The sequence below is a fragment of the Bradyrhizobium tropiciagri genome (genome assembly GCF_018130505.1).
Lineage (GTDB): Bacteria > Pseudomonadota > Alphaproteobacteria > Rhizobiales > Xanthobacteraceae > Bradyrhizobium > Bradyrhizobium tropiciagri_B.
Genome location: NZ_JAFCKH010000006.1, coordinates 377,564 through 402,365 on the forward strand (window position 1 = coordinate 377,564; position 24,802 = coordinate 402,365).

Consider the following 24,802-nt stretch of genomic DNA (forward strand, 5'->3'; position numbering starts at 1 on the left):
TATCTATTAGTCAGACGCAGGCAGTCGAGACAAGTGCGACACCGAATGCCGGGCGTGCGCCGGATGATCATGCGTCAAGCGGCAATGTGATCTCGCTCACCCGGTCGCCGCGGCCGTTGCGCGCAATAGAGAACCGCCGCCGCGGGCCAATCAGGCCGGCGGCGCCATGTAGGGAATGCTGCCGACCAGGACGAAGACCTGGACCGCGTTGCACGCCATGCCGCTCCAGTGCAGCTGGCGGAGCCGCCGCACCGCGCGCGGATCGCCGGCGTCCCTGGCATCGGCGGCAGCGTCCATCCGCTGCAAGAACCAGCGCCGCCCCAGCACCGCGAAAGCCGCGATCGAGGCGATGCCGAGCGCGACGACGAACCGGCCCGCCGCGGCGAAGGCCAGCGTGCCGATCACGCCGGAGCCTGTCAGTACCAGGAAATAGGCATTGAACATGCCGCGCATCAGCCGGGTGACCGGCGGGACGTCGAGCTTCACGAGCAGGAAGGCGGGCGCCGCCAGCAGGAAATAGCCCATCGGCACCAGCAGGATGATGGTGGAGAACAGGACCGCTTGATCCGGCGTCATACGGCCGTCCTTGTTTTCCTGAGCGGGAAGATTTCGGCGCGGAAACCTGGACGAGTATCCGCTCGGGGCATTTCCCGCACCATTGGGCTTTGGTCGGAGGGATCGTACCAGATGCCGCGCGTCGCGGGCATGCAAGTCCCGGGCGGAGGCATGCCCACATCTGTTGGGTGGACCGGCTCTTGCATGCTAGACAGGCACCAGCAGTCCAACCTTCGAGGCCAGAACTCTCATGCCCATCGTCAACCGCGTCGCCGATCTGCAACCCGATATCCAGGCCTGGCGCCGCGACATCCATGAAAACCCCGAGCTGCTCTACGATGTCCACCGCACTGCATCATTCGTGGCTGACAGGCTGAAGGAGTTCGGCTGCGACGAGGTCGTGACCGGCCTCGGCAAGACCGGGGTGGTCGGCGTCATCAAGGGCAGCAGGCCGGCCGGCAATGGCGACGTCAAGGTGATCGGCCTGCGCGCCGACATGGACGCGCTGCCGATCCAGGAAGCGACCAACCTGCCTTACGCCTCCAAGACGCCCGGCAAGATGCACGCCTGCGGCCATGACGGCCACACCGCGATGCTGCTCGGCGCGGCGCGCTATCTCGCCGAGACGCGCAACTTCGCCGGCACCGCCGTGGTGATCTTCCAGCCGGCCGAGGAGGGCGGCGCGGGCGCTGCCGCGATGATCAAGGACGGCCTGATGGACCGCTTCGGCATCGAGCAGGTCTACGGCATGCATAACGGCCCCGGCATTCCGATCGGCTCGTTCGCGATCCGCCCGGGCCCGATCATGGCGTCGACCGACGAGGTCAATATCAGCATCGAGGGGCTCGGCGGCCACGCCGCGCGTCCACACAAATGCATCGACTCGGTGATGGTCGGCGCGCAGCTGATCACCGCGCTGCAGTCGGTGGTGTCGCGTAGCGTCGATCCGCTCGACTCCGCCGTGGTCTCGATCTGCGAATTCCACGCCGGCAATGCCCGCAACGTGATCCCGCAGACCGCCGAGCTGCGCGGCACCGTCCGCACCTTGACCCCGGAAGTCCGCCAGCTGGTCGAGAAGCGCATCGGCGAAGTGGTCAAGGGCGTCGCCCTTCTGACCGGCGCGAAGATCGAGCTGGACTACAAGCGCGGCTATCCCGTCACCGTCAATCACCGCTCGCAGACCGAATTCGCCAGCCGCATTGCGAGGGAGGTCGCGGGCGAGTCCAACGTGCACGAGATGCCGCCGCTGATGGGCGGCGAGGATTTCTCCTACATGCTGGAAGCCCGCCCCGGCGCCTTCATCTTCTGCGGCAACGGCGACAGCGCCGGCCTGCACCACCCCGCCTACAATTTCAACGACGAGGCGATCGTCTACGGCACCTCGTACTTCGTGAAGATCGTGGAGACCGCGCTGGCGGCGTGAGCCGTCGGCCCTGCTTGTGCGCAGTGTCCCAGCGGTGCAACGGATGAAGTCCGGCCTCGCGTTGGCTGTTGGCGTACTCATCGTGATCGGCGCACCGCCGGTCCTTGCGCTCGACTGCGCGAAGGCTTCCTCGCGGGTCGATAGGCTGATCTGCACCACGCCGGACTTGAAGCAGGCGGACGCAGCGATGAGCACGGCCTATTTCAAGCTGCTGAAGAAGACGATCGATCCGGACTTCCACGATGCGCTGATTAAGAGCCAACGGCGTTGGCTGCAGGTTCGTTCGCAGGGGGCCCGCGAATTTGGCCAGGCGGAAGATGAAGAGACGGACCAGCGCCCGGCGCTGCTCCAGATCACGCGTGACCGCATGGACAGTCTGCAGACCGCCGAGCTGATCCACAGGATGGAGCGGCAGCGGGACAACGTTTCCCGCGACAGCGGCGGCAGCTTCGCCGGTTACAGAACGTCCTGCTTTGTGCTGCCTCCACCTTATGGAAACTGGAGCTACGGTTGCTTTGGCGAGGGGCATCGCCAGAACAACGACCGAATCTGCAGCGTGGGATTGGAGTGGGCAAGCGGTCACCAGACCGAATACTGGCTTGTCAGCATCCTCAAGGACGGTGCTCCCAAACCGGTGGCGAGTTGCTCCATCGGCTATGCCGGGACCACCGAGCGATGTCCGGACCCCAACGACGATGCCGAGACCAAGGCCATTGCGCACTGGAACACGAACCCTATCCCATCCGAAAATACGCCGGCGCCGCGCGCGGCGGATCTCTGGAAGTATGATCCCGATACGAGTGTTGGACTGACCGACGAACAGTGGATGCATGATTGCCTGTTCGCGGCGACCTTTCCGCCTGCGGACGTGAGCCGCGCGGACCCCGCTCCCAAGAAGCCGTGATGACGCCGTCGAACGCGATGGCGATGTGAGTGGTTGCTTCGCCGTCATTGCGAGCGGAGCGAAGCAATCCATCTCTCCGCCGTGCGGAAGGATGGATTGCTTCGTCGCTGTCGCTCCTCGCAATGACGGTGTGGCTTGATTTAGCCTAAAGCAAAAGGCCCGCGCCATTGGCGCGGGCCTTCGCATTTGTGAGCCGGTGTGGCTCGCGCGGATCAGAACACCCGCGCGAAGATCACGTAGAGCACGCCCGAGAGCAGGATCGCGGCGGGCAGGGTCAGCACCCAGGCCATCACCATGTTCCTGATCGTTGCGACCTGCAGGCCGGAGCCGTTGGCGGCCATGGCGCCGGCGACGCCTGACGACAGCACGTGGGTGGTGGAGACCGGCAGGCCGAACCCGTCGGCGGCGCCGATGGTGGCGGCGGCGACCAACTCGGCCGAGGCACCCTGCGCGTAGGTCAGGTGGGTCTTGCCGATCTTCTCGCCGACGGTGACGACGATGCGCTTCCAGCCGATCATGGTGCCGAGGCCGAGCGCGATCGCGACCGCAACCTTCACCCAGGTCGGGATGAACTTGGTGGCGCTGTCGAGCGAGGCCTTGTAGGCGTTCAGGGTCGCGACCTCTTCCTTGTTGAGGTCGTTTTCCTTGTCCTTCATCAGGAAGCGGAGCGCTTCGGAGGTCAGGTACATGTCGTTACGGGTGTTGCCGACGGCTTCCGCCGGCACCTTGTTCAGCGAGCCGTACTTCAGCACCTGGTCGCCGATGTCCTTCACCAGCACCGACAGCGAGGGATAGGTGCCTTCGCTGATATGGTGCGAGGTGACGTACTGCGTCACCGCGGGACGGGGATCGCCGATGATGTTGTGGCCGGCGCCCTTGGAGGCGATCACCTTGGAGGCGGCCTCCGAGGTCTGCTGGAACTTGACCACCTGGGATTCCGGCAGCGCGCGGTTCAGCGCGTAGGCGGTCGGCACGGTGCCGATCAGGATCAGCATGATCAGGCCCATGCCCTTCTGGCCGTCATTCGAGCCGTGGGCGAAGCTGACGCCGGTGCAGGTCAGGATCAAGAGGCCGCGGATCCAGAGCGGCGGCGCCTTGTTGCCTTCCGGAGCCGCGTAGAGCGCCGGGTTCTTGATGATCATCTTGAGCAGCATGAGCAGGCCGGCGGCACAGATGAAGCCGACCAGCGGCGAGAGCAGCAGCGCGTAGCCGATCTCGGTGGCCTTGCCCCAATCCACGCCGGAGGTGCCGTCGCGGCCGCGCAGCAGCGCATTGGCGACGCCGACGCCGATGATCGAGCCGATCAGCGTGTGCGAGGAGGAGGCGGGCAGGCCGAAATACCAGGTGCCGAGATTCCACAGGATCGCGGCGATCAGCAGCGCGAACACCATTGCGAAGCCGGCGCTGGAGCCGACCTGCAGGATCAACTCCACCGGCAGCAGCGAGACGATGCCGAACGCGACCGCGCCGGTCGAGGTCAAGACGCCGAGGAAATTCCACAGGCCGGACCACATCACCGCGGCTTCCGCCGGCAGCGAGTGGGTGTAGATCACGGTGGCGACCGCGTTGGCGGTGTCGTGGAAGCCGTTGACGAACTCGAAGCCCAGCGCGATCAGGAGCGCGACGAGCAACAGGATGTAAGGCAGATAGGTCGTGACCTTGGTGCCGGTGGCATCGACGTCCGAGTAGATGCTGTAGGCGACGTAGAGAAGCCCCGCGGCAAGGATACCAAAGAAAAGGATCATGGTGAGCGGGTTGAAGCCCTTGTCGAGATTGGGCCGCGACGCCGGTTGAATCGGCGCTCCCTCGCTTATGGATGAATTGAGTGTGATGTCGGTCATTCTGACGCCCCTCGTCTACAATGAGAGACCCACTTGTGGCTCAGGGACTTGAAGGTTGAATGACAGTCGCAACCGTTCGCCGGAACGACTGTGGCGAGAGAGCGGACGGCCGCTCCTCTTCTGCGCAGATATTTCGGGCTTCTGATTGGAATCGTTCTAATACCCGCGCGCTCGCGGACATCAGCTGAATCGGTGCGGTCATGTTGCGCCGCGTGCGAGCCCCCGCGTGCGCGAACCTTCGGAAAGGCCGGCCGGCGGGAAAACGATCGCTGGGAGAGCCGGAGAGAGGTCGCGCGCTGCACGATTGGGGCTAGCGAACCGTGCAGCGCGCCGACCTCAGGGTACGTCATGGCGTGAACATGACGCCCAAAGGGTCACCGATATACTACGGTATCACGGATCAATTAAAGGTTGTAGGTATTTATCAGCATTCTCAACAATTTCACGCCGATGTGTGGTTCCCGCTTTTCAGGCGGCGCGGGCGGATCGGCGCAGCCAGCCCGCGGCGATTTTCAGATCGTCGACAAAGCGCTGATATTCCAGCGCCTTGGCGTTTTCATCCGGCAGCCGCAGCAGATAGGAGGGATGCACGGTCACCAGCACCTTGGTTCCATCCTGCTCGATCAGATGGCCGCGGTTCCGGTTGATCGGCGTGATCTTGCCAAGCACGCTTTGCGCCGCGGTCGCACCGAGCGCCACCACGAGATCGGGTTTGATCGCGGCCAGCTCGCGCTCATACCATTGCCGGCAGGCGCGGATCTCCGGCGTCGCCGGCTTCTGATGCAGCCTGATCTTGCCGCGCGGCACGAATTTGAAATGTTTCACCGCATTGGTGACGTAGGCCTTGCGTCGGTCGATGCCGGCCTCCCCGAGCGCGCGATCGAGCATCAGCCCGGCCGGGCCCACGAACGGCTTGCCGGCGAGGTCTTCCTTGTCGCCGGGCTGCTCGCCGACCAGCATGATCGATGCGGTTTGCGGGCCTTCGCCGAACACGGTCTGCGTCGCGTTCTTCCATAGCGGGCAAGCGCGGCAGCCGGCGGCTTCCTCGCGCAGCTGTTCGATCGTGCCGGTCGTCTCGTCTGCCGTCTTGCGGGCCTTGCTCGCCATCGGCGCATCCTGACGCTGCTGCGGCTTGTGCGGTTCGGTTGGCTCATTGGCGATCATGGTGCTGGTCGCGCGCTCCGCACTTTCGATCAGTGGCTTAATCATCGACGCCTCGGGCAGGTTCCTCCAGTATTTCTGCGGCATCTCGGTCTGCATCGCCTTCACCTTCAGCCGCGCCGGATTGAAGATTGCGGCGTAATAGCGCCGCCAGGTTTCCTCGAGCCGGTCCTCGCCCGGCGCCTCCGATCTGGCGACACCCGGTGTGATCGCGATCTCGTGGCCGTCCCAATGCGCGCAGACGTCGGGGGTGAGGATCGACCACGGCATGTCGGCAAAGCGCTTTGCGAAGAACGGCGCGGCGAGCTCGACGATGTGGTGCTCGGGCTCGAACCACGCCACATAGTGTGCCTTCTGTTCGCGGCCGATCTCGCGGAAGCGCACGAAGGCGTGCATCTTGTGCTCGTCGCGATGCACCGCGCGGGCCATTGCATTGATCTCGGCGACGTCGGCATCGGTGGCGGCATTGAGCAGGTCGTGATGGCCGCGCAGCCGCCACAGCAAACGATAGAGTAGGGCGAAGCGCTCGGGATTGCGATGCAGGATCACCGCCTTCGCCAGCTCGACGAATTTTGCGGGGACGTTGAAGGTGCCTTCAGTCGCCTCGGGCAGTTCGTCCATCTCCGCCGCGAACAATTCCGGCTCCCCGCCGCGTACGGTCCAGGTCACGTCCTGCGGCTGTACATCGTTCAGCGCCAGCAGCCGCGCAGCCTTGCGCCAGCCGTCGAAATCAGTCGCGCTGTCGAGGGTGATGGTGTGCATCTAACGCTCTTTTTTCTCTCCGCATCCTCCGCCGTCATCCTGAGGTGTGCGCTCTTGCGCGCCTCGAAGGATGAATTACGGGCGCAAATCTCTCATCCTTCGAGGCTCACTGCGTTCGCACCTCAGGATGACGGCGGAGGGTGTGGTACTCAAAACCCAAATCCCAATTGCGTCGCCTTCGGCTTGAAGCGTTCCGCCAATCCCTCCGCATCGAGCAACCGCGCTGACGGGCGGTGATCGCTGAGAACGATGAACGGCAGCGCCTTGTTCCTGGGGATGTGCAGCCGCGCCAGATCGGCGGTGCGGATCGCGCTGATGCGTCGCGTCGCGATGATGCGGTCGACCGCCTTGCGGCCGAAGCCGGGCACGCGCAGCAATTCCTCGCGGCTGGCGCGGTTGACGTCGAGCGGAAAGCGCTCGCGGTGGCGCAGCGCCCAGGCGAGCTTCGGATCGATGTCGAGCGGCAGCATGCCGCTGGCAGTGCCGTCGACGATCTCGCCGACGTCGAAGCCGTAGAACCGCATCAACCAGTCGGCCTGGTAGAGCCGATGCTCGCGCACCAGCGGCGGCGCGATCAGCGGCAGCGCGCGGCTCGCATCGGGGATCGGGCTGAACGCCGAATAGTAGACACGCTTGAGCCGGTAAGCGCCGTAGAGATTGGCGCTGGTCTTGAGGATGGTGTTGTCGCTCGCGCTGTCGGCGCCGACGATCATCTGCGTGCTCTGGCCGGCCGGCGCGAAGCGCGGCGGCTTTGTCTTCGTCGCGCGTGCCTCCGCGGCTTCGTCGAGCTTCAGCCGCAAGCGCCCCATGGTGCGGCGGATCGCGCGCACGTCCTTTTCCGGCGCGAATTTGGCGAGGCTGGTCTCCTCCGGCATCTCGATGTTGATCGAGAGGCGGTCGGCATATTTGCCGGCCTCCGCGATCAGCGCGTCATCGGCCTCCGGAATGGTTTTGAGATGGATGTAGCCGCGGAAGTGATGCTGCTCGCGCAGTTTGCGCGCGACGCTTACGACCTGCTCCATCGTGTAGTCGGCGCTGCGGATGATGCCGGAGGAGAGGAACAGGCCCTCGATGTAGTTGCGCCGGTAGAAGTCGAGCGTCAGCTTCACCACCTCGTCGACGGTGAAGCGGGCGCGCCGCACGTTTGAGGAGGCGCGGTTGACGCAATAGAGGCAGTCGTAATTGCAGGCATTGGTGAGCAGTACTTTCAGCAGCGAGATGCAGCGTCCGTCCGGGGCGTAGGAATGGCAGATGCCCATGCCCGGCGCAGTCGAGCCGAGGCCCTTGCCGTCGCTGGAGTCCCGCTGCTCGGTGCCGGAGGAGGCGCAGGAGGCGTCGTATTTCGCGGCGTCCGCCAGGATCTCCAGCTTGCGTTCCACGTCCATCATGAATCCCTTTGATTCCAAAGATGAATCAAGAAAATCCGCGAAGCGATTGACTCATCCGGTCCTGTTAGCTTTATATTAGAACATAGCATGAACAAATGAGCCAGTCCCTGGTTCTCTGTTCAGGACCAGTAACGGCATCAAATCTTTGGTTTGAAGGAGCGGCGCATATGAACGGCGCACGCATGAGCACGCTTGCGTCCCTGCGCGGCAGCATTGCGCGCATCGAGGCGCCGACGGATACAGGTTTGCCGAACCGCATCGCGCTCGGCCATGCCGGCGCGGACGCGATGCTGCGCGGCGGGCTGGCGCCGGCCACGCTGCATGAGGTGTTCGCCGACGGCCATCAGGCGGGAGCTGCGACCGGCTTCATCACGGGCCTTGCCGGACGATTGTCACCGCGCAAGCCGCTGGTCTGGGTGCGGCAGGATTTTTCAGATCGCGAAAACGGTGTGCTGTCGATGAGCGGGCTCACCGAGCTCGGCCTCGATCCGCGCCTGCTCGTCACCGTGCGTGCCGCCGATGTCGATGCCGCCTTGCGCACCGCGGCCGATGCGCTCGCCTGCGATGCGCTCGGCGCGGTCGTGCTCGAAGTCTGGGGCAATGTGCGCCAGCTCGACCTCGTCGCCAGCCGCAAGCTGACGCTCGCAGCCCAAGCCGCCGGCGTTTCGGCGCTGCTGCTGCGGATCGCGGCGACGCCGATTCCCTCGACCGCGGAGACGCGCTGGATCGTGCGCGCGGCGCATTCGCCGCCGGGCAGCGCTTCCACTGTGTGGGGCGCGCCACGCTTCGACGCCGAACTCGTGCGCAACCGTCATGGCCCGGTCGGGCGATGGATCATGGAATGGAAATGTGATGAGTGCCAGTTCAGTGAACCGCCGGCGTATCCTCAGCCTCTGGCTGCCACGCCTGCCCATCGACCGCATCAAGCGCAAGCTCGGGCAGTCCGTCTCGCGAGTTGATGCACGGCAGGTGTCAGGGCTCCCTCTCCCGCTTGCGGGGGAGGTAAAGCAAGACATCCCCAGCGTCGTCGTCGCAAAGGACCACAACGCCATCCTGCTGCATTCCATCGACGAGGCCGCCGTCAGCGCTGGGCTGTCGGTCGGGCTGCCGCTCGCCAATGCGCGGGCGATCTGTCCGGAGCTCACGGTCTACGACGCCGATCCCGCGGCCGACGCCAAGACGCTTGATGACATCGCCGACTGGTGCGACCGCTTCACGCCGCTGGTGGCGCTCGACGCACCTTATGGCCTGTTCCTCGACATCACCGGCTGCGCGCATCTGTTCGGCGGCGAGCGCGCGCTGCTGCAGATCGCGACCGGCGCGCTGAGCCGCCGCGGCTTTGCCGTCAGCGCCGCGATCGCAGGCACCTCGATCGCGGCGCGCACGCTGACGCGCTGCGCCTCGGGAACGATCGCAGCCAGCGGCGAGGAGGCAGAGGCCACAGGCCCGCTGCCGGTCGCCGCGCTCGGCGCCGATCCGGCCATCACCACCGGCTTGCGCCGCGCCGGCTTGAAGACCATCGGCGATGTCGCCGCGCGCGCGCCGCACGAGATCTCGGCGCGGTTCGGCGCTGCCTTCACCACGCTGCTCGGCCACGCGCTCGGGCGCGGCGACGCCCCGATCAGCCCGCGCAAGCCGCTGCCGGATTACATCGTCGAGAAGCGCTTCCCCGAACCCATCGCCACCGACACCGTGGTGACGCTGACGCTGCAAAGCCTCGCCAGAATGCTGGTCGCCGCGATGGACAAGCAGGGCAAGGGCGCGCGGCAGCTGGAGGCGAGCTTCTTCCGCACCGACGGCGCGGTGCGCAGCATCATGGTCGAGACCGGGCGTCCGGTGACGCAGCCCGAACTGATCGACCGCCTGTTCCGCGAACGGCTCGACAGCCTGAACGATCCGCTCGACCCCGGCTTCGGCTTCGATCTCATTCGCCTCGCCGCCGGCCGCACCGAGCTCGTGGTGCAGCAGCAGCGCGACCTCGACGCCAATGTGCACGACAATGACCGGCTGTCCGCGCTGATCGACCGCATCGCCGCCCGCATCGGCGGAAAACGCGTCGTCGTGCATCTGCCGCTGCAGAGCCACATCCCCGAGCGTGCTTCGCTCGCCCTGCCGGCGCAGCATCATCTGGCCGCCGCCGGCGCCGCGGCCTGGCCGGAACGCGTCGCCGGCGAGCCGCCGCTGCGGCCGCTCAGGCTGTTCGAGCGGCCGGAGCCGATCAATGTGCCGTTCGCGACCGTGCCTGACGGGCCGCCACATCAATTCACCTGGCGGCGCGCGCTGCACGCGGTGGTCAGGGTTGAGGGCCCCGAACGCATCGCGATGGAATGGTGGAAGCAGGACGGTGCGTCGCTGACGCGCGATTACTTCCGCGTCGAGGATGCCGAGGGCCAGCGCTTCTGGATCTTTCGCGACGGCCTCTATGAAAGCGAGCTGACGGACGAGGAGGGCGAGCCCGTTCCGGCCAAATGGTATGTGCACGGGCTGTTCGCATGAAAGCGCCGCCCGATTATGCCGAGATCGGCATCACCAGCAATTTCTCCTTCCTGCGCGGCGGCTCCGATCCGCGCGCCTATGTGCATCAGGCGAGCGAACTGAAGATCCCCGTGATCGGGATCGCCGATCACAACACGCTGGCAGGCGTGGTGCGCGCCTGGAAGGAGCTCGACAGCGACAAGGTGGTGCATCCGCCGAAGCTTTTGGTCGGCGCCCGCATCGTCTTCATCGACGGCACGCCCGACATCCTGGTCTATCCGCGCGACCGCGCGGCCTACGGCCGGCTCTGCCAGTTGCTCACCCGCGGCAAGCGCGGCGATGACATTACACGCATCGAGAAAGGCGACTGCCGCCTCACGCTGTCCGATCTCATCGACTTCGCCGAGGGCCAGCTCCTGGTGCTCGCGCTGCCGCATCGCTTCGACGAGGTGAAATCGCACGACCTGCTCGCGCGCCTGAAGGCAAGCGCCGCCGACGGCGTCTGGCTCGCCGCCAGCCTGCTCTATCGCGGCGATGACAGACGCCGCCTGGCGCGGCTGCACGATCTCGCAACCAGGGCCGACGTGCCGATGCTCGCCACCAACGAGGTGCTCTACCATCATCCCGCACGCCGTCCGTTGCAGGACGTGCTGACGTGTATTCGCGAGAAGACCACGATCGAGGCTGTTGGACGCAAGCTCGAGGCCAATGCCGAGCGGCATCTCAAGCCGGCGCATGAAATGGCCCGGCTGTTCCGCGACTGGCCCGAGGCCATCGCCGAGACCATGCGCTTCGCGGCGCGCATCTCTTTCGCGCTCGACCAGCTCAAATACCAGTATCCCGACGAGCCGGTGCCGCCGGGCAAGACCGCTCAGCAGCATCTGGAGGACCTGACCTGGGCCGGCGTGGATACCTATTTCGACGGCGAGATCGACGACAAGCTTCGCGCCACGCTGAACAAGGAGCTCGCGCTGATCGCCGAGCTGAAATACGCGCACTACTTCCTCACCGTGCACGACATCGTCCATTACGCCCGCAGCCAGGGCATCCTGTGCCAGGGCAGGGGCTCGGCGGCGAATTCGGCGGTGTGCTACGTGCTCGGCATCACCTCGGTCGATCCGACCAAGGTCGATCTCCTGTTCGAGCGCTTCATCTCCAAGGAGCGGCTGGAGCCGCCCGACATCGACGTCGATTTCGAGCACGTCAGGCGCGAGGAGGTGATGCAATATGTCTACCGCCGCTACGGCCGGCATCGCGCCGCCATCATCGCCACCGTCATCCATTATCGCCCGCGCAGCGCGATCCGCGACGTCGGCAAGGCGCTTGGGCTGACGGAGGACGTCACCGCCGCGCTCGCCGACACCGTGTGGGGCAGCTGGGGCAAGGGCCTCAACGAGATGCAGGTGCGGCAGGCCGGGCTCGACCCGAAGAATGCGATGATCAACCTCGCGGTCGAGCTCGCCACCGAGCTGATCGAGTTTCCGCGCCATCTCTCGCAGCATGTCGGCGGCTATGTGCTGACCCAGGACCGGCTCGACACCTATGTGCCGATCGGCAATGCCGCGATGGACGACCGCACCTTCATCGAATGGGACAAGGACGACGTCGACGCGCTCAACATGATGAAGGTCGACGTGCTCGCGCTGGGCATGCTGACCTGCATCCGCAAATGCTTCGACCTGATCGACCTGCACAAGAACGCGCGCTGGGCGCTCGCCACCGTCCCGCAGGATGACGAGGACGTTTACGAAATGTTGTGCCGCGGCGAGTCGCTCGGCGTGTTCCAGGTCGAGAGCCGCGCCCAGATGAACATGCTGCCGCGCCTGAAGCCGCGAACCTTCTACGACCTCGTCATCGAGGTCGCGATCGTGCGTCCCGGCCCGATCCAGGGCGACATGGTGCATCCCTATTTGCGGCGGCGGAACGGGCAGGAGCTGGTGAGCTATCCCTCGCCGTCGCCCGATCACGGGCCGCCGGACGAGCTCTACAACGTGCTGCACAAGACGCTCGGCGTGCCGCTGTTCCAGGAGCAGGCGATGCGGATCGCGATCGAGGCGGCGAAGTTCACCTCCGAGGAGGCCAACGGCCTGCGCCGCTCGATGGCGACCTTCCGCAACCTCGGCACCATCGGCAGCTACGAGGACAAGCTGGTCGGCAACATGGTCGCGCGCGGCTACTCGCCCGACTTCGCCCGCAGCTGCTTCGACCAGATCAAGGGCTTTGGCAGTTACGGCTTCCCGGAAAGCCACGCCGCGAGCTTTGCGCAGCTGGTCTACATCTCCTCATGGCTGAAGCACCATCATCCCGACGCGTTCTGCTGCGGCCTGCTCAACTCGCAGCCGATGGGCTTCTACGCCCCGGCCCAGATCGTCGGCGACGCCCGGAAGAATGGCGTCACCGTGCGCGAGGTCGACGTCTCCCATAGCTTCGCGCAGAACACGCTGGAGAAGCGGGATGGAAAATACTGCGCGGTGCGGCTCGGCTTTCGCCAGATCGATGGTTTCCACTGGCTCGATGAGGATGAGGAGCGGCTGAAACGTATCCAATCGTCATTCCGGGGCGCGCACAGCGCGAACCCGGAATCCATTCCTCAGCAGGGTTGTGGCCCAATGGATTCCGGGCTCTCGCTTCGCGAGCCCCGGAATGACGATGGGGCGAAAGACTGGGCTGACCGCATCGTCGCCGCGCGTAACCGAAAGCCCTTCACCTCGCTGGAAGACTTCGCCCGCGACACGGCGCTGCCGAAACGCGCGCTGATCTTGCTCGCCGATGCCGATGCGTTCCGCTCACTCGGGCTCGACCGCCGCGAGGCGCTGTGGGCAGTGCGGCGGCTGCCCGACGACGTGCCGCTGCCGCTGTTCGAGGCGGCCACCGCGCGCGAGCAGCCGGACGAGGGCGCACAACCGCTGCCGGAGATGCCGCGCCCCGAGCAGGTGGTCGCCGACTATCAGACTATCCGCCTGTCGCTGAAGGGCCATCCGATGGAATTCCTGCGCGAGAGCTTCACGAGGGAGCGCATCGTCGCCTGCGCGACGATCAACCAGAGCAACGACCGCCGCAGCGTCCGCTGCGCCGGCGTGGTGCTGGTGCGGCAGCGGCCCGGCAGCGCCAAGGGCGTCGTGTTCATGACGCTGGAGGACGAGACCGGCATCGCCAACATCGTGGTATGGCCGAAGGTGATGGAGCAGTATCGCAAGGAGGTGATGGGCGCGCGGCTGATCCTGGTCGAGGGCTACATTCAGAGCAGCCCGGAAGGCGTCACCCATCTGGTGGCGCAGCGCATGACCGACCGCTCCCACGATTTGATCGGCCTCGCCAACGAATCGTTGTCCCGCAAGCATCCGGTGCCGGCCGGCCCCGCGCTGATCGAGCCGCTCAACGACGACCGCCGCGACCACGGCGAGAACTCCCCGCAAAAAATCCGCCATCCCCGCGATGTCCGCATCCTGCCGCCGTCACGGGATTTCCATTGATTCAGCCGTCATTGCACACTGTCATCGCCCGGCTCGACCGGGCGATCCAGTACGCCGCGGCCTCTCGGTTCAAGCACCGCTGCCTCTGGAATACTGGATCACCCGGTCAAGCCGGGTGATGACACTGTGTTTGGCGGGCGCTCGCGCAACTAACTCAGTGTCGTCCTGGCGAAAGCCAGGACCCATTACCCCGAATGGCAATTGTCGGATGACGCCAGGACGACGCGCCGCCGTCGCCCACTACTCCACCGAAGCTCCCACCGGCGGTCCGCCCGGCGGGCGGTGCAGGAAGGTCAGTGATGCGTAGGCGCCGACCCAGGAGCCGATCGCGGCGAAGGCGACGTAGACCCAGTTTTCGGTGTAGCTGATCACCGCATAGGACGACAGCAGATACCAGATGCTGCTCCAGGTCGCCGCCGGCACGCGCTTGCGGGCGACGACAGCTGACGTGAACATGACATAGACGGCGTCGGTGCCGGCGGTCGCGAGGAAAACCGCGCCGGCGGTGAGGGGATCGATGGCAGCCATTGCAACTCCTGTTCGGGTCGGGCAGAGCAGGACATGATGAGACAATCAAGCACCGCCTTTTTGTCATCATGCTCGCGCATAGAACAACCGTAAAAGAGGAAACGCGCATGCAAGACGTCCGAGAAATCCTCGCCGACATCTGGACCGGCGCCGATGGCGCTCCGGCCGCGCTCGATGCGGTCACGCTGACCGGCAGCGAGCCGCAACTGCCGTCGACGTTTCGCGTCGCCGCGGCGGCGCAGGCGAGCATCGCCGCCGCCGGCCTTGCCGCTGCCGAAATCTGGAGAGCGCGCAGCGGCGAGGCGCAGCAGGTGGCGGTCGACATGCGCCACGCCGTCGTCGAGTGCCGCAGCGAGCGCTATCTGCGCGTCGACGACAAGCCGCCGCCGCCGACCTGGGACAAGATCGCCGGCGTCTACCGCGTCCGCGACGGCTTCGTCCGCCTCCACACCAATTTCCCTCATCACCGCGACGCCGTCTGCAGGGTCCTGAACTGCAACGCCGAGCGCGACGACGTGCAGGCCGCATTGTTGCAATGGGACGGCGAGGCGTTCGAGACCGCGGCCTATGCTGCCGGCGGCGTCGTCGCGAAGATGCGCTCCTATGACGAATGGTCGGCGACGCCGCATGCGAAGCAACTGGCGACACTGCCGCTGATCTCGATCGAGAAGATCGGCGAGGCCGCGCCAAAGCCCTGGCCGGCGGGAACGCGGCCGCTGGCCGGGATCCGCGTGCTCGACCTGTCGCGCGTGATCGCCGGTCCGGTCGCCGGGCGCACGCTTGCGGCCCATGGCGCCGACGTGCTGCTGATCTCGAGCCCCGATCTGCCGGCGATCCCGTGGCTCACCATCGACACCGGCCGCGGCAAGCTCTCGGCTTACACCAAGCTGACGACCGAGGAGGGCCGGCTCGCAGGGCTATCGTCCGCAGGCGATCGCCCGGCTCGGCTTCTCGGCGGAGGAGGCGGCGCGTATCAATCCCGGCATCGTCTATGTGACACTGTCGGCCTACGGCCATGCCGGACCGTGGGCGGAACGCCGCGGTTTCGACTCCCTGGTGCAGACCACGACCGGCTTCAACCATGCCGAAGGGCAGGCGACCGGCGTCGATGGTCCGAAGGAATTGCCGGCCCAGATGCTCGACCACGCCACCGGCTATTTCATGGCATTCGGCGCCATGATGGCCAAGGCGCGGCAGGCCCGCGAGGGCGGCAGCTGGCACGTCCGGGTCTCGCTGGCACAAACCGGGCGCTGGCTGTGGAATCTCGGCCGCGTCGCGGGCGGCCTTTCGGCCGAAGACCTGAAGGCCGATACGGTCGCGCCCTACATGGAAGCCCTTGCATCCGGTTTTGGCACATTGAGCTCGGTCCGGCACGCAGCCGCGCTGCCGAAAACCCCGGCCCGTTGGAGCCGTCCGGCGGTGCCGCTCGGCAGCCATCCCCCGGAGTTTCCCGGATGATGCATTCAGCCGCCGTTCAGGCTATTCGAACTTTAACCTCACCTGCTGACGTCGTGCGATTTTTATCTTGTTTGCCGCGCCAATTCGGCACTATTAGCGCACCGCTGGGGCCGTCCCGCCGGAAGCTGAAACAATCGAGCCCCCGGACCGCATGCTGAAAGAGCTTACCAAGGGAATGCAGAGCTTTAGCCGCAAACGCCTCGGGGCGGTCGTGGTCGTGCTGGCGGTCGCCGGCGCGAGCGCTTACGGCTATGAGCGTTTCAGCACAGACAAACAGACACCTTCGGAAGTCTCCAGCCAGTCGCGCAAGGGCGCCTCGCGCTACACCCCGACGCCGGCCGAGTGGGCCAGCCTGACCTTCCAGACCGTCAAGGAGCACACCTTCCGCTCCGAGCTCGTCACCGAGGGCAAGATCGGGATCGACGAGGACCGCTCCACCCCGGTGTACTCGCCCTATACCGGCCGCGTCACCCGCCTGATGGTGCGGCCGGGCGATGCCGTGGTGAAGGGCCAGCCGCTGTTCGTGATCGAGGCGGCCGACACCGTGCAGGCGCAGAACGACTACATCGCGGCGATGACCGGCCTCAACAAGGCGCAGTCGGCGCTCGACCTCGCGCAGATCCAGGAGAAGCGCGCCAAGGATCTGTCCGAGGGCAAGGCGATCCCGCTGAAGGACTATCAGCAGGCGCAGGCGGCGCTGGTGCAGGCGCAGAACGACGCGCGCTCGACGCAGACGCAGCTCGAGGCGGCGCAGAACAAGCTGCGCATCCTCGGCTTCGCCGACGACGCCATCACGACGCTGCAGCAGAAGGGCCGCCTCAATCCGGAGACGACGGTGTTCGCGCCGATCGGCGGCACCGTGGTGCAGCGCAAGGCCGGTCCCGGCCAGTATGTCGCGACCGGCGCCAGCGATCCGGTCTACGTGATCGGCGATCTCTCCACCGTGTGGCTGATCGCCTACGTCCGCGAGTCCGACGCCGACAACGTCGCGGTCGGGCAGGACGTCACCTTCAGCGTGATGGCGCTGCCGGGCCGCCTGCTGAACGCCCGGGTCAACTATGTCGCCGCCGCGATCGACCCGACCTCGCGCCGTCTTTTGGTCCGCGCCACCATCGACAATGTGGACAATCGCCTGAAGCCCGAGATGTTCGCCAATGTGACGCTGTTCTCCAAGGGCGATCACCCCGCGGTCGGCGTGCCCAAGCAGTCGCTGATCTACGAGGGCGACCAGGTGCGCGTCTGGGTCGCCCGCACCGACGACAAGACCATCGAGCTGCGCCAGATCAAGCCCGGCCTCATCAACGGCGACCTCGTCGAGGTCGCCGGCAATCTCAAGCCGGGCGAGCAGATCGTGACGAAGGGAAGCCTCTTCATCGACCGTGCCGCCTCCGGCACGTAACTTCCCTTTAGCTGAAAGCGCCGATCTGAAATGGATCGCCTCGTCGCCCTAGCCGTCAATCGCCGCTACTTGATGGTGGCCATGTTCGTTGCTGTCCTGATCGGCGGCGTAATCGCATTCAAGCAGCTCAACATCGAGGCCTATCCCGATCCGACCCCGCCGATGGTCGATATCGTGACGCAGAGCCCGGGCCTCTCGGCGGAGGAGATCGAGCGCTACATCACGATCCCGATCGAGACCCAGGTCGCGGGCCTGAAGAACCTTAGAACCATCCGCACCATCTCGCTGTACGGCCTCTCCGACGTCAAACTGCAGTTCTCCTTCGACTACACCTATGACGAGGCGCTACAGCAGGTGCTCAACCGCCTGGCGCAGCTGACGCCGCTGCCGGGCAACGTGCAGCCCGGCATCTCGCCGCTCAGCCCGATCGGCGAGATCTTCCGCTACCGCCTGAAGGGGCCGCCGAACTACAGCGTGCTCGACCTCAAGACGCTGCAGGACTGGGTGCTGCAGCGTCGTTTCCGCGCGGTGCCCGGCGTGATCGACGTCACCGGCTGGGGCGGCAAGACCAAGACCTACGAGATCCAGGTCGACTTCAACAAGCTGGTCGCCAACGGCTTGACCCTGCCGCAGGTGCTGCAGGCGGTCTCCAACGCCAACATCAATGTCGGCGGCAACACCGTGAACATCGGCTCGCAGTCCGCGGTGGTGCGCGGCGTCGGCCTGATCCGCTCGATCGACGACCTCAACAACACCATGGTTTCGCAGTCCGGCGGCAACCCGGTGCTGGTCCGCGACATCGCCCATGTCACGATCGGCGAGAAGCCGCGGCTCGGCATCGCCGGCCTCGACAATGACGACGACATCGTCCAGGGCATCGTGCTGATGCGCCGCGGCGAGCAGAGCTCGCCGACGATTGCCCGCGTCGAGCAGTTGGTCAACCAGATCAACAATTCCTCGATCCTGCCACCGGGCGTGAAGATCGAGCGCATCTACGACCGCAAGGACCTGATCGAGCTCACCACCCACACCGTGCTGCACAACATGGTGGTCGGCATCCTCTTGATCGTGCTGTTGCAGTGGATCTTCCTCGGCGACCTCCGCAGCGCGCTGATCGTCGGCGCGACGATTCCGTTCGCGCTGTTCTTCGCCGTGATCATCCTGGTGTTGCGCGGCGAATCCGCCAATCTGCTGTCGGTCGGCGCGATCGATTTCGGCCTGATCGTCGACGCCACCGTGATCATGGTGGAGGCGATCTTCCGCCGGCTGTCGCAGACCACCGCGCTGTCCGAGGACGAGCGCAGCCACATCTCCGAGGACACGGTGATGGGGATGAAGAGCCACGCGATCCTGTCGGCGGCCGCCGACGTCTCGCGCTCGATCTTCTTCGCCGCGGCGATCATCATCGCCGCGTTCCTGCCGCTGTTCACGCTGAGCGGCGTCGAGGGCAACATCTTCGGCCCGATGGCGCGGACCTATGCCTACGCGCTGGCCGGCGGCCTGCTCGCGACCTTCACGGTGACGCCGGCGCTGAGCGCGCTGATCCTGCCGGCGCATATCGAGGAAACCGAGACCTGGATCGTCAAGAAGCTCGATGCGATCTATCTGCCGGCGCTGAACTGGGCGATCGCCAACCGCAAGGTCGTGATGGCCGGCGCTGCCGCCCTCGTGGTCACGACCATCGTCCTCTCGCGCTTCCTCGGCCTCGAATTCCTGCCCAAGCTCGAAGAGGGCAATCTGTGGATCCGCGCCACGCTGCCGCCGACGATCTCGCTGCAGGAAGGCAACGCCTACGTCAACGAGATGCGGCGGATGATCCGCAGCCGGCCGGAGGTGGTGTCCGTCGTCTCGCAGCACGGCCGTCCCGACGACGGCACCGACGCGGCCGGCCTCTTCAATGCGGAATTCTTTGCGCCGCTGAAGCCGGCCAGCGAATGGCCCAACACCCACGACAAGGACGTCCTCACCGCGCAATTGCTGGCGCAGCTGCAGGAGAAATTCCCCGGCGTCGAATTCAACTTCTCGCAATACCTGCAGGACAACGTGTCGGAAGCGGTCTCCGGCGTGAAGGGCGAGAACTCGATCAAGCTGTACGGCAGCGACCTGCAGGCGCTGACCGACACCGCCAACAAGATCAAGTCGGTGCTGGCGACCGTGCAGGGCGTCACCGACCTTGCGGTGTTCACCTCGCTGGGACAGCCGACCATCCAGATCGACGTCGATCGGGCGCGGGCGGCGCGCTACGGCCTGTCGCCGGGCGACATCAACGCCACCATCAAGGTCGCGGTCGGCGGCGACACCGCCGGCGATCTCTATGAGCCCGGCAGCGACCGGCACTTCCCGATCATCGTTCGGCTCGCGCCGGAATATCGCAAGAGCGCCGAGGCGATCCACAATCTGCGGATCGGGGTCGCCAATCCCAATGGCGGCATCACCCAGATCCCGCTCAGCGAGGTGGCCTCGATCAACCTGATCTCGGGCGCCGCCTATATCTACCGCGAGCAGCAGGAGCGCTACCTGCCGATCAAGTTCTCGGTGCGCGAGCGCGATCTCGGCAGCGCGATCACCGAGGCGCAGCAGAAGATCGCCGAGCAGGTGCAGCTGCCGCCGGGCTCGCATGTCGAGTGGGTCGGCGAATTCGGCAATCTGCAGGACGCGATCCGGCGGCTGTCGATCGTGGTGCCGATCAGCCTCGCGCTGATCGCGGTGCTGCTGTTCTTCAATTTCGGCTCGATGGTCGACACGGCGCTCGCGATGAGCGTGATCCCGATGGCGATCTTCGGCGGCGTGCTCGGGCTCTTGATCTCGGGCATTCCGTTCAGCGTGTCGGCGGCGATCGGCTTCATCGCGCTGTTCGGCATCGCCGTGATGGACGGCATCATCATCCTGTCGCAGTTCAACCAGCTGATCGACGAGGGCTACGACCGGATGCGCGCGGTGATCCGCACCGGCGAGCTGCAGCTGCGGCCGGTGCTGATGACATGCGTGGTCGCCGGCGTCGGCCTGCTGCCGGCGGCGGTGTCGGAGGGCATCGGCTCGCAGGTGCAGAAGCCGCTCGCGATCGTCGTCGTCACCGGCATGCTGCTGGCGCCGCTGGTGATCCTGATCACGCTGCCGGTGCTGATCTCCTACTTCTCGCGCCGCCCGAAGGAGCGCTAGCCGGCCGAAGTTCGCTTGTGACCCGCTGCGGACCTCACCGGTGGTTTGTGGTCATGATTGCGAGCCTGTGAAGCATTCAATGCCGAGACCCAACCCAAGCTCGACGAGCCTTGCAAGTGTGGAAGGCATTATCTCATCCGACAAATACCCGTCGCCAAAGAATTGGATGATGATGCAGGCCTGTCCGCCCGTTGACTTAACATCTGCGAAAAACGCTCTGTGAGGCTCAAGGCGATCCAGCAACCTCGTGATCTCTGCGGCATACCACTGATCCGTGACGCTGCACTCGACACAATGCCTCCACCGCGTATCGCGGTAGTTTCCCGCAAGCGGAGTGCCTTTTGGCGTCTTCCTGAGGTCTCCGACGCGGTGAGAATTGTGAGCTACCAGACCAAGTGCTGAGCTGATGTCTGCTGGGTCCATCGTCGGGTGTATAATGAAGAGTTCGACATGGAAGCGCCGTGTCGCCCCCTCTTGTTCGGGACCTATGCCTTCTTGCTTCACCTTGCGCACCTTGTTTCGCCCTTGGCCACATCGCGCGGGCAGGAGACCATCCTTGACGCGTTGTGGCTTAAATTGAAGGGGGCTCGTGACCCGAAGCGGTCGTTAGGCTCTCTTCCTATCGTCAGCCGAAACGTAGAGGCTTCCTGGCGTTCGCGCACACCTTCTCCTTTAACGTGCTCGTAGTTTTGTACACGCCTATGAGCTCCTGAGTAAGCCGGTGGGAAAAGCCACACTTCTTGCCTTGCCCTCCTGGTGGGCTCCGCCTTTTCGTCTACTTCATTCTTCAAAGCCGAGTACTGCTGCTTGCACTCGCTGATCGTCTGCTCTGTGGGCGCGGCGGCACCGGATGCACTCAGTTTTGGTGCGGCCGTCAAGTGCGTCGAGCATAGTGAGAGGACGAACGCCAAGACAGCGACGAACATCGCGCGTTTGGGGCGGGCCAAGTGATCCAACTCCCTTGCTGACTTCCGTCCGGTGATGGTGCACTCCATTTGCCTGAAGCCAATAAGAATCAACCAAAGATAGGCAACTAAAGATCAGACACGCTGTAATTAAACTTGATAATGTTTAGGATCGGGCCCTTGCCGGACCTAGCCCCAGAGTGCCGGCATGGCTGCGTTCGGGAGGATAGCCGACCAAGGTGAGCGGGCCGCGATGGTCGGCTTTTGACCCGAAGCGGACGAGGTCAGATGGGAAAGGCAGCAAGCACGCGAGGACAAAACGGCCATTGAGTCTTCCATCGTCGCAAAGGTTACTTGTAGTCCTCCCAGCGCCAAAAACTCAGAAATACCTTTTCCCCGCCAATCACCCGAAAATCCTGTCCGGCAAAACCGCCAATCGTTCGGAAGTCGCCTCCAACATAATAGGTGCCCTTAGCGAACTCCTCAAATTTCGCTTTGTCATTTGGGAAGAGCCTTCCGCATCGATCTCCTTCCCAGCCTGTTCTAACAACGAAGATTTGCCCCTCATTGAAACCTCTTAGGGCTTCAATGACGCGAACACGGATGCGCCCCGTCTCTCGCCAGCTATCATCGTGCGCCCAATCTGGCCGGACGAGTTTTAGCGGCTGAACTCTAGCGACCAGCGATTTGCTTTCCCACCTGGTCGGCAATTTTGGGGACATCGAGCCCGGCCCATATAATACACAGGCGGGAGCGGGCCGGACGACCAACAATGTTGTCACAATCAGAACAAACAGTCTCATGCCCACAGCCTGATCCGATCTTGCCTTCATGACCCTTTGCGGAAGCCGCAACCGGGTCGTTCATCGTTTAGCACCGCGATCCATTTTTTGGTTGACGGAGCGGATTCTACAACCTACCGCTGAGTGTCAACGCCCTCGCAGGTTTGACGGCTATATGACTTACCTTATCGATGCAGCCGTTATCTTCTTCTATGCGATAGCGGCTTGCGCGATGTTCGGTGCGACTATCGCTCAGGTGAAGTTCATGCAGGCGGCCGGCTTACCTCTTTCAACCTTTATCAGACGACCGTGGACGGGGATGGCTTTGATGGCTGATCACCGCAAGGTCTTTGCCGCGCCGGGTCAGATCAAGAGGTTCGTGATCTACGGAGCGTTGTTGTTTACGACCTTTGCTGCGTTGGTGATTGGACGATCCATTCAGGTAGGTGATTCACCCTTTTGAAACGGTCATGCCGCGCAAGGCTGGCTTGAACGAGGACTCTCAATGACAGCCGACCCTTACCCAACGACGCTTTCACCGAGCATTGGTGTTCCGCTGTCCGTGATTCTCAATTTCTGGGCTCCCGTTGCCGCCCATCAGTTCTCCCGCAGGCTTAAGAGGCTGAAATGGTGGCCGCATGTGATGGCCATTTTCTGGCAGATTATCTCGATATTCGTCTTTGCTTTTTCCTGCTTCCGGCAATTCCCGCCGACGAAGCTCCGGGTCCTGGCGATGGCTTTGTGTTGTTTCCCACCTTGCTTTCAGTTGCGCTAGTGCTTCTCGGCTATTGCATAGTGTTGGTATGGAAATTCTTCGCCCTGCTCGCGCGCCACTAGCGTGGCGGTTTCCACATTTCAACAGCGGCGAAATTCGAACAGGTCACCCCGACTTTTGGCGATTGTCAGTTTTTGGCCCATAGCTGACGATCTGCATGACCGTCGGGAACGTCGGCTCGTCGAGGAGAACCGGACGTCCCCAGTTCGGTCGCGATTGGCGGCTCGGGACAATTGGAGGTGGTCGGCTTCTGACCCCTTGCAGACGTCCGCCATCGTGTTGGACTCCTACTCAACGACCCGGTCTGCTCGCTGCAAGATGCTTGCGGGTACGGTGATTCCAACAGCTTTTGCTACCCGCTGATTTACGATCAACGTTCGCTTTCTCATGATTTCAATTGGCAACTCGGCGGGCCTTGTCCCCTTGAGAACTCTATCCGCAATGATTGACATTCTGGGAAATGTGTCGATCACGCTGGTACCATAGGCGAACAGCCCGCCCGCGGCTCCCTGGCTCCCGGGAAACACGGTCAGCAACTTTCTCGCAGCGGCAATCTCCGCGATGCGCTTTGCATGCGGGAAAACAACCGGCGCTTCGACGATCACGATCGCCTGTACATCGTGCTTCATGATCTCCGCAAAGGCCTCATCCAGTTTCGCTTCGGCGGTCGGGCCTTTGATCCTCACGACGAAAGGCTCGAACCCAACTGCAATTGCTGCTGCGCGATTTTCCCTCTCGATCGGGACGAACCCACTCGCATCGGCGCCGGGCAGCGTGTCGTCGCTCAGAATCGCCACCCGTGAGATGCTCGGCAATGCCTCCTTGAGGAGTTCAAATTGCTTCGCGGCTTGCTGCGTGTCGAGGCTGGTAATTCCCGTGGCATTGCCGCCGGGACGACTCATGTCACGAGCAAGACCGAGCGCGATCGGATCAGTGACAATAGTAAACACGATCGGGGTCGTGCTGGTTGCCTTTTGCGCAGCAGCGGTTGCCACCCCGCCGTAGGTCATGATCAGGTCGAGTTCAAGACGAGCAAGCTCGTCAGCAAAACCGGGATGACGGTCCAACTGCCCCTGAGCCCATCTCGGCTCGAAAGTAATGTCGCGACCTTCGACATATCCCAGATTTGCAAAATCTTCGCGGAGTTGATCAAAGAAGACGGCAGCAGTCGTATTCGACATGATTCCAACCCGGAACTGCCGGTTCGGTTGCTGCGCGCTTGCATCTCCGCACGCGACCATAACAAGGATTGACGCGATTATCCTCCAGCGCAATTTCATGAATGCACCTCTGGCTGATGTTCGAGCCACCAGCATAGGAATATCGACACCAGAGGGCAACTTCATCGGATGAATCTGGCTTCCGGTTGGCCCTTCAGCGACCTCGGGAGACGTCAGCTTTTCCGCCGCTGTTAGGGGTTGAGCGGACATCAGGCGGCCAACCTCTTAATCGTCAGCCGAAACGTAGAGGCTTCCTGGCGTTTCCGCACGCCTTCTCCTTTAACGTGCTCGTAGTTTTGTGCACGCCTATGAGCTCCTGAGTAAGCCGGTGGGAAAAGCCACACTTCTTTGAATTGGCTACGACAAAGCCGATTATCCTAAGTTCGGCTTCTTCATAACTTGCAATTGACCGGCAAAGCTCCTCTGGGGCGACCGTCTGCTGCCTTGCCCTCCTGATGGGCTCCGCCTTTTCGTCTACTTCATTCTTCAAAGCCGAGTACTGCTGCTTGCACGCGCTGATCGTCTGCTCAGTAGGTGCGGCGGCATCGGATGCGCTCAGTTTTGGTGCGTGCCGTCAAGCGCGTCGAGCATAGT

General features: G+C 64.1%; 17 protein-coding genes and 1 pseudogene. 10 read left to right on the plus strand and 8 right to left on the minus strand.

Annotation, left to right across the window (positions count from 1 at the left end):
- Window positions 1–150 precede the first annotated feature (150 nt).
- The gene (locus JQ633_RS17975) at window positions 151–576 is read right to left on the minus strand and encodes a hypothetical protein (protein ID WP_211986384.1); all 426 of its coding nucleotides are present in this window, start codon (window positions 574–576) and stop codon (window positions 151–153) included.
- A 229-nt stretch (window positions 577–805) separates the two neighbouring features.
- Here JQ633_RS17975 and JQ633_RS17980 point away from each other — a divergent pair, with 229 nt between their 5' ends.
- A complete protein-coding gene (locus JQ633_RS17980) occupies window positions 806–1,978 on the plus strand; it encodes a M20 aminoacylase family protein (RefSeq protein ID WP_211986385.1) in 1,173 nt (390 codons plus the stop codon).
- Window positions 1,979–2,021: 43 nt separating this feature from the next.
- Window positions 2,022–2,882 carry a lysozyme inhibitor LprI family protein gene (locus JQ633_RS17985; RefSeq protein ID WP_211986386.1) on the plus strand — a complete coding sequence of 287 codons (861 nt, stop codon included), beginning with the start codon at window positions 2,022–2,024 and terminating at the stop codon, window positions 2,880–2,882.
- Between the two features lie 212 nt (window positions 2,883–3,094).
- On the opposite strand, the gene JQ633_RS17990 is transcribed toward JQ633_RS17985, so the two are convergent.
- The 3 genes from JQ633_RS17990 to JQ633_RS18000 form a co-directional block, all read right to left on the minus strand.
- Window positions 3,095–4,723, minus strand: coding sequence for an inorganic phosphate transporter (locus tag JQ633_RS17990; RefSeq protein ID WP_211986387.1), 1,629 nt, complete (start codon window positions 4,721–4,723; stop codon window positions 3,095–3,097).
- Window positions 4,724–5,191: 468 nt separating this feature from the next.
- Complete coding sequence (locus tag JQ633_RS17995) at window positions 5,192–6,646, minus strand: UdgX family uracil-DNA binding protein (RefSeq protein WP_211986388.1); 1,455 nt, start codon at window positions 6,644–6,646, stop codon at window positions 5,192–5,194.
- A gap of 149 nt (window positions 6,647–6,795) precedes the next feature.
- A complete protein-coding gene (locus JQ633_RS18000; RefSeq protein ID WP_211986455.1) occupies window positions 6,796–8,031 on the minus strand; it encodes a putative DNA modification/repair radical SAM protein in 1,236 nt (411 codons plus the stop codon).
- A gap of 170 nt (window positions 8,032–8,201) precedes the next feature.
- Between JQ633_RS18000 and JQ633_RS18005 the strand changes: the two genes are divergently transcribed.
- Genes JQ633_RS18005 through JQ633_RS18015 form a run of 3 tightly spaced genes read left to right on the plus strand, consistent with a single transcriptional unit; the run spans window position 8,202 to window position 13,982 of the window.
- Window positions 8,202–8,993, plus strand: coding sequence for an ImuA family protein (locus JQ633_RS18005; protein WP_211986389.1), 792 nt, complete (start codon window positions 8,202–8,204; stop codon window positions 8,991–8,993).
- Entirely contained in the window at window positions 8,887–10,530 is a 1,644-nt protein-coding gene (locus JQ633_RS18010) for a Y-family DNA polymerase (RefSeq protein WP_211986390.1), read from the plus strand. The genes JQ633_RS18005 and JQ633_RS18010 overlap by 107 nt, the downstream gene beginning before the upstream one ends.
- Window positions 10,527–13,982, plus strand: coding sequence for an error-prone DNA polymerase (locus tag JQ633_RS18015; RefSeq protein WP_211986391.1), 3,456 nt, complete (start codon window positions 10,527–10,529; stop codon window positions 13,980–13,982). Before JQ633_RS18010 ends, JQ633_RS18015 begins: the two co-directional genes overlap by 4 nt.
- Window positions 13,983–14,222: 240 nt before the next feature.
- Here JQ633_RS18015 and JQ633_RS18020 read toward each other — a convergent pair whose 3' ends face one another.
- Complete coding sequence (locus JQ633_RS18020; RefSeq protein ID WP_211986392.1) at window positions 14,223–14,510, minus strand: hypothetical protein; 288 nt, start codon at window positions 14,508–14,510, stop codon at window positions 14,223–14,225.
- Between the two features lie 107 nt (window positions 14,511–14,617).
- Here JQ633_RS18020 and JQ633_RS18025 point away from each other — a divergent pair.
- From JQ633_RS18025 to JQ633_RS18035, 3 genes and pseudogenes are all read left to right on the plus strand, one after another.
- Window positions 14,618–15,968, plus strand: a pseudogene (locus JQ633_RS18025) (CoA transferase).
- A 151-nt stretch (window positions 15,969–16,119) separates the two neighbouring features.
- Entirely contained in the window at window positions 16,120–17,367 is a 1,248-nt protein-coding gene (locus tag JQ633_RS18030; RefSeq protein ID WP_211986393.1) for an efflux RND transporter periplasmic adaptor subunit, read from the plus strand.
- A 30-nt stretch (window positions 17,368–17,397) separates the two neighbouring features.
- Window positions 17,398–20,526, plus strand: coding sequence for an efflux RND transporter permease subunit (locus JQ633_RS18035; RefSeq protein WP_211986394.1), 3,129 nt, complete (start codon window positions 17,398–17,400; stop codon window positions 20,524–20,526).
- Between the two features lie 51 nt (window positions 20,527–20,577).
- Here the strand turns inward: JQ633_RS18035 and JQ633_RS35590 are convergent, their stop codons facing one another.
- The gene (locus JQ633_RS35590; RefSeq protein WP_433995663.1) at window positions 20,578–20,949 is read right to left on the minus strand and encodes a DUF4279 domain-containing protein; all 372 of its coding nucleotides are present in this window, start codon (window positions 20,947–20,949) and stop codon (window positions 20,578–20,580) included.
- 832 nt (window positions 20,950–21,781) lie between these two features.
- Entirely contained in the window at window positions 21,782–22,234 is a 453-nt protein-coding gene (locus JQ633_RS18045; RefSeq protein WP_211986396.1) for a hypothetical protein, read from the minus strand.
- Between the two features lie 154 nt (window positions 22,235–22,388).
- Here JQ633_RS18045 and JQ633_RS18050 point away from each other — a divergent pair, with 154 nt between their 5' ends.
- The gene (locus JQ633_RS18050; protein ID WP_211986397.1) at window positions 22,389–22,676 is read left to right on the plus strand and encodes a hypothetical protein; all 288 of its coding nucleotides are present in this window, start codon (window positions 22,389–22,391) and stop codon (window positions 22,674–22,676) included.
- A 164-nt stretch (window positions 22,677–22,840) separates the two neighbouring features.
- Window positions 22,841–23,050 carry a hypothetical protein gene (locus JQ633_RS18055; protein ID WP_211986398.1) on the plus strand — a complete coding sequence of 70 codons (210 nt, stop codon included), beginning with the start codon at window positions 22,841–22,843 and terminating at the stop codon, window positions 23,048–23,050.
- 225 nt (window positions 23,051–23,275) lie between these two features.
- Here the strand turns inward: JQ633_RS18055 and JQ633_RS18060 are convergent, their stop codons facing one another.
- A complete protein-coding gene (locus JQ633_RS18060; protein WP_211986399.1) occupies window positions 23,276–24,418 on the minus strand; it encodes an ABC transporter substrate-binding protein in 1,143 nt (380 codons plus the stop codon).
- Window positions 24,419–24,802 lie beyond the last annotated feature (384 nt).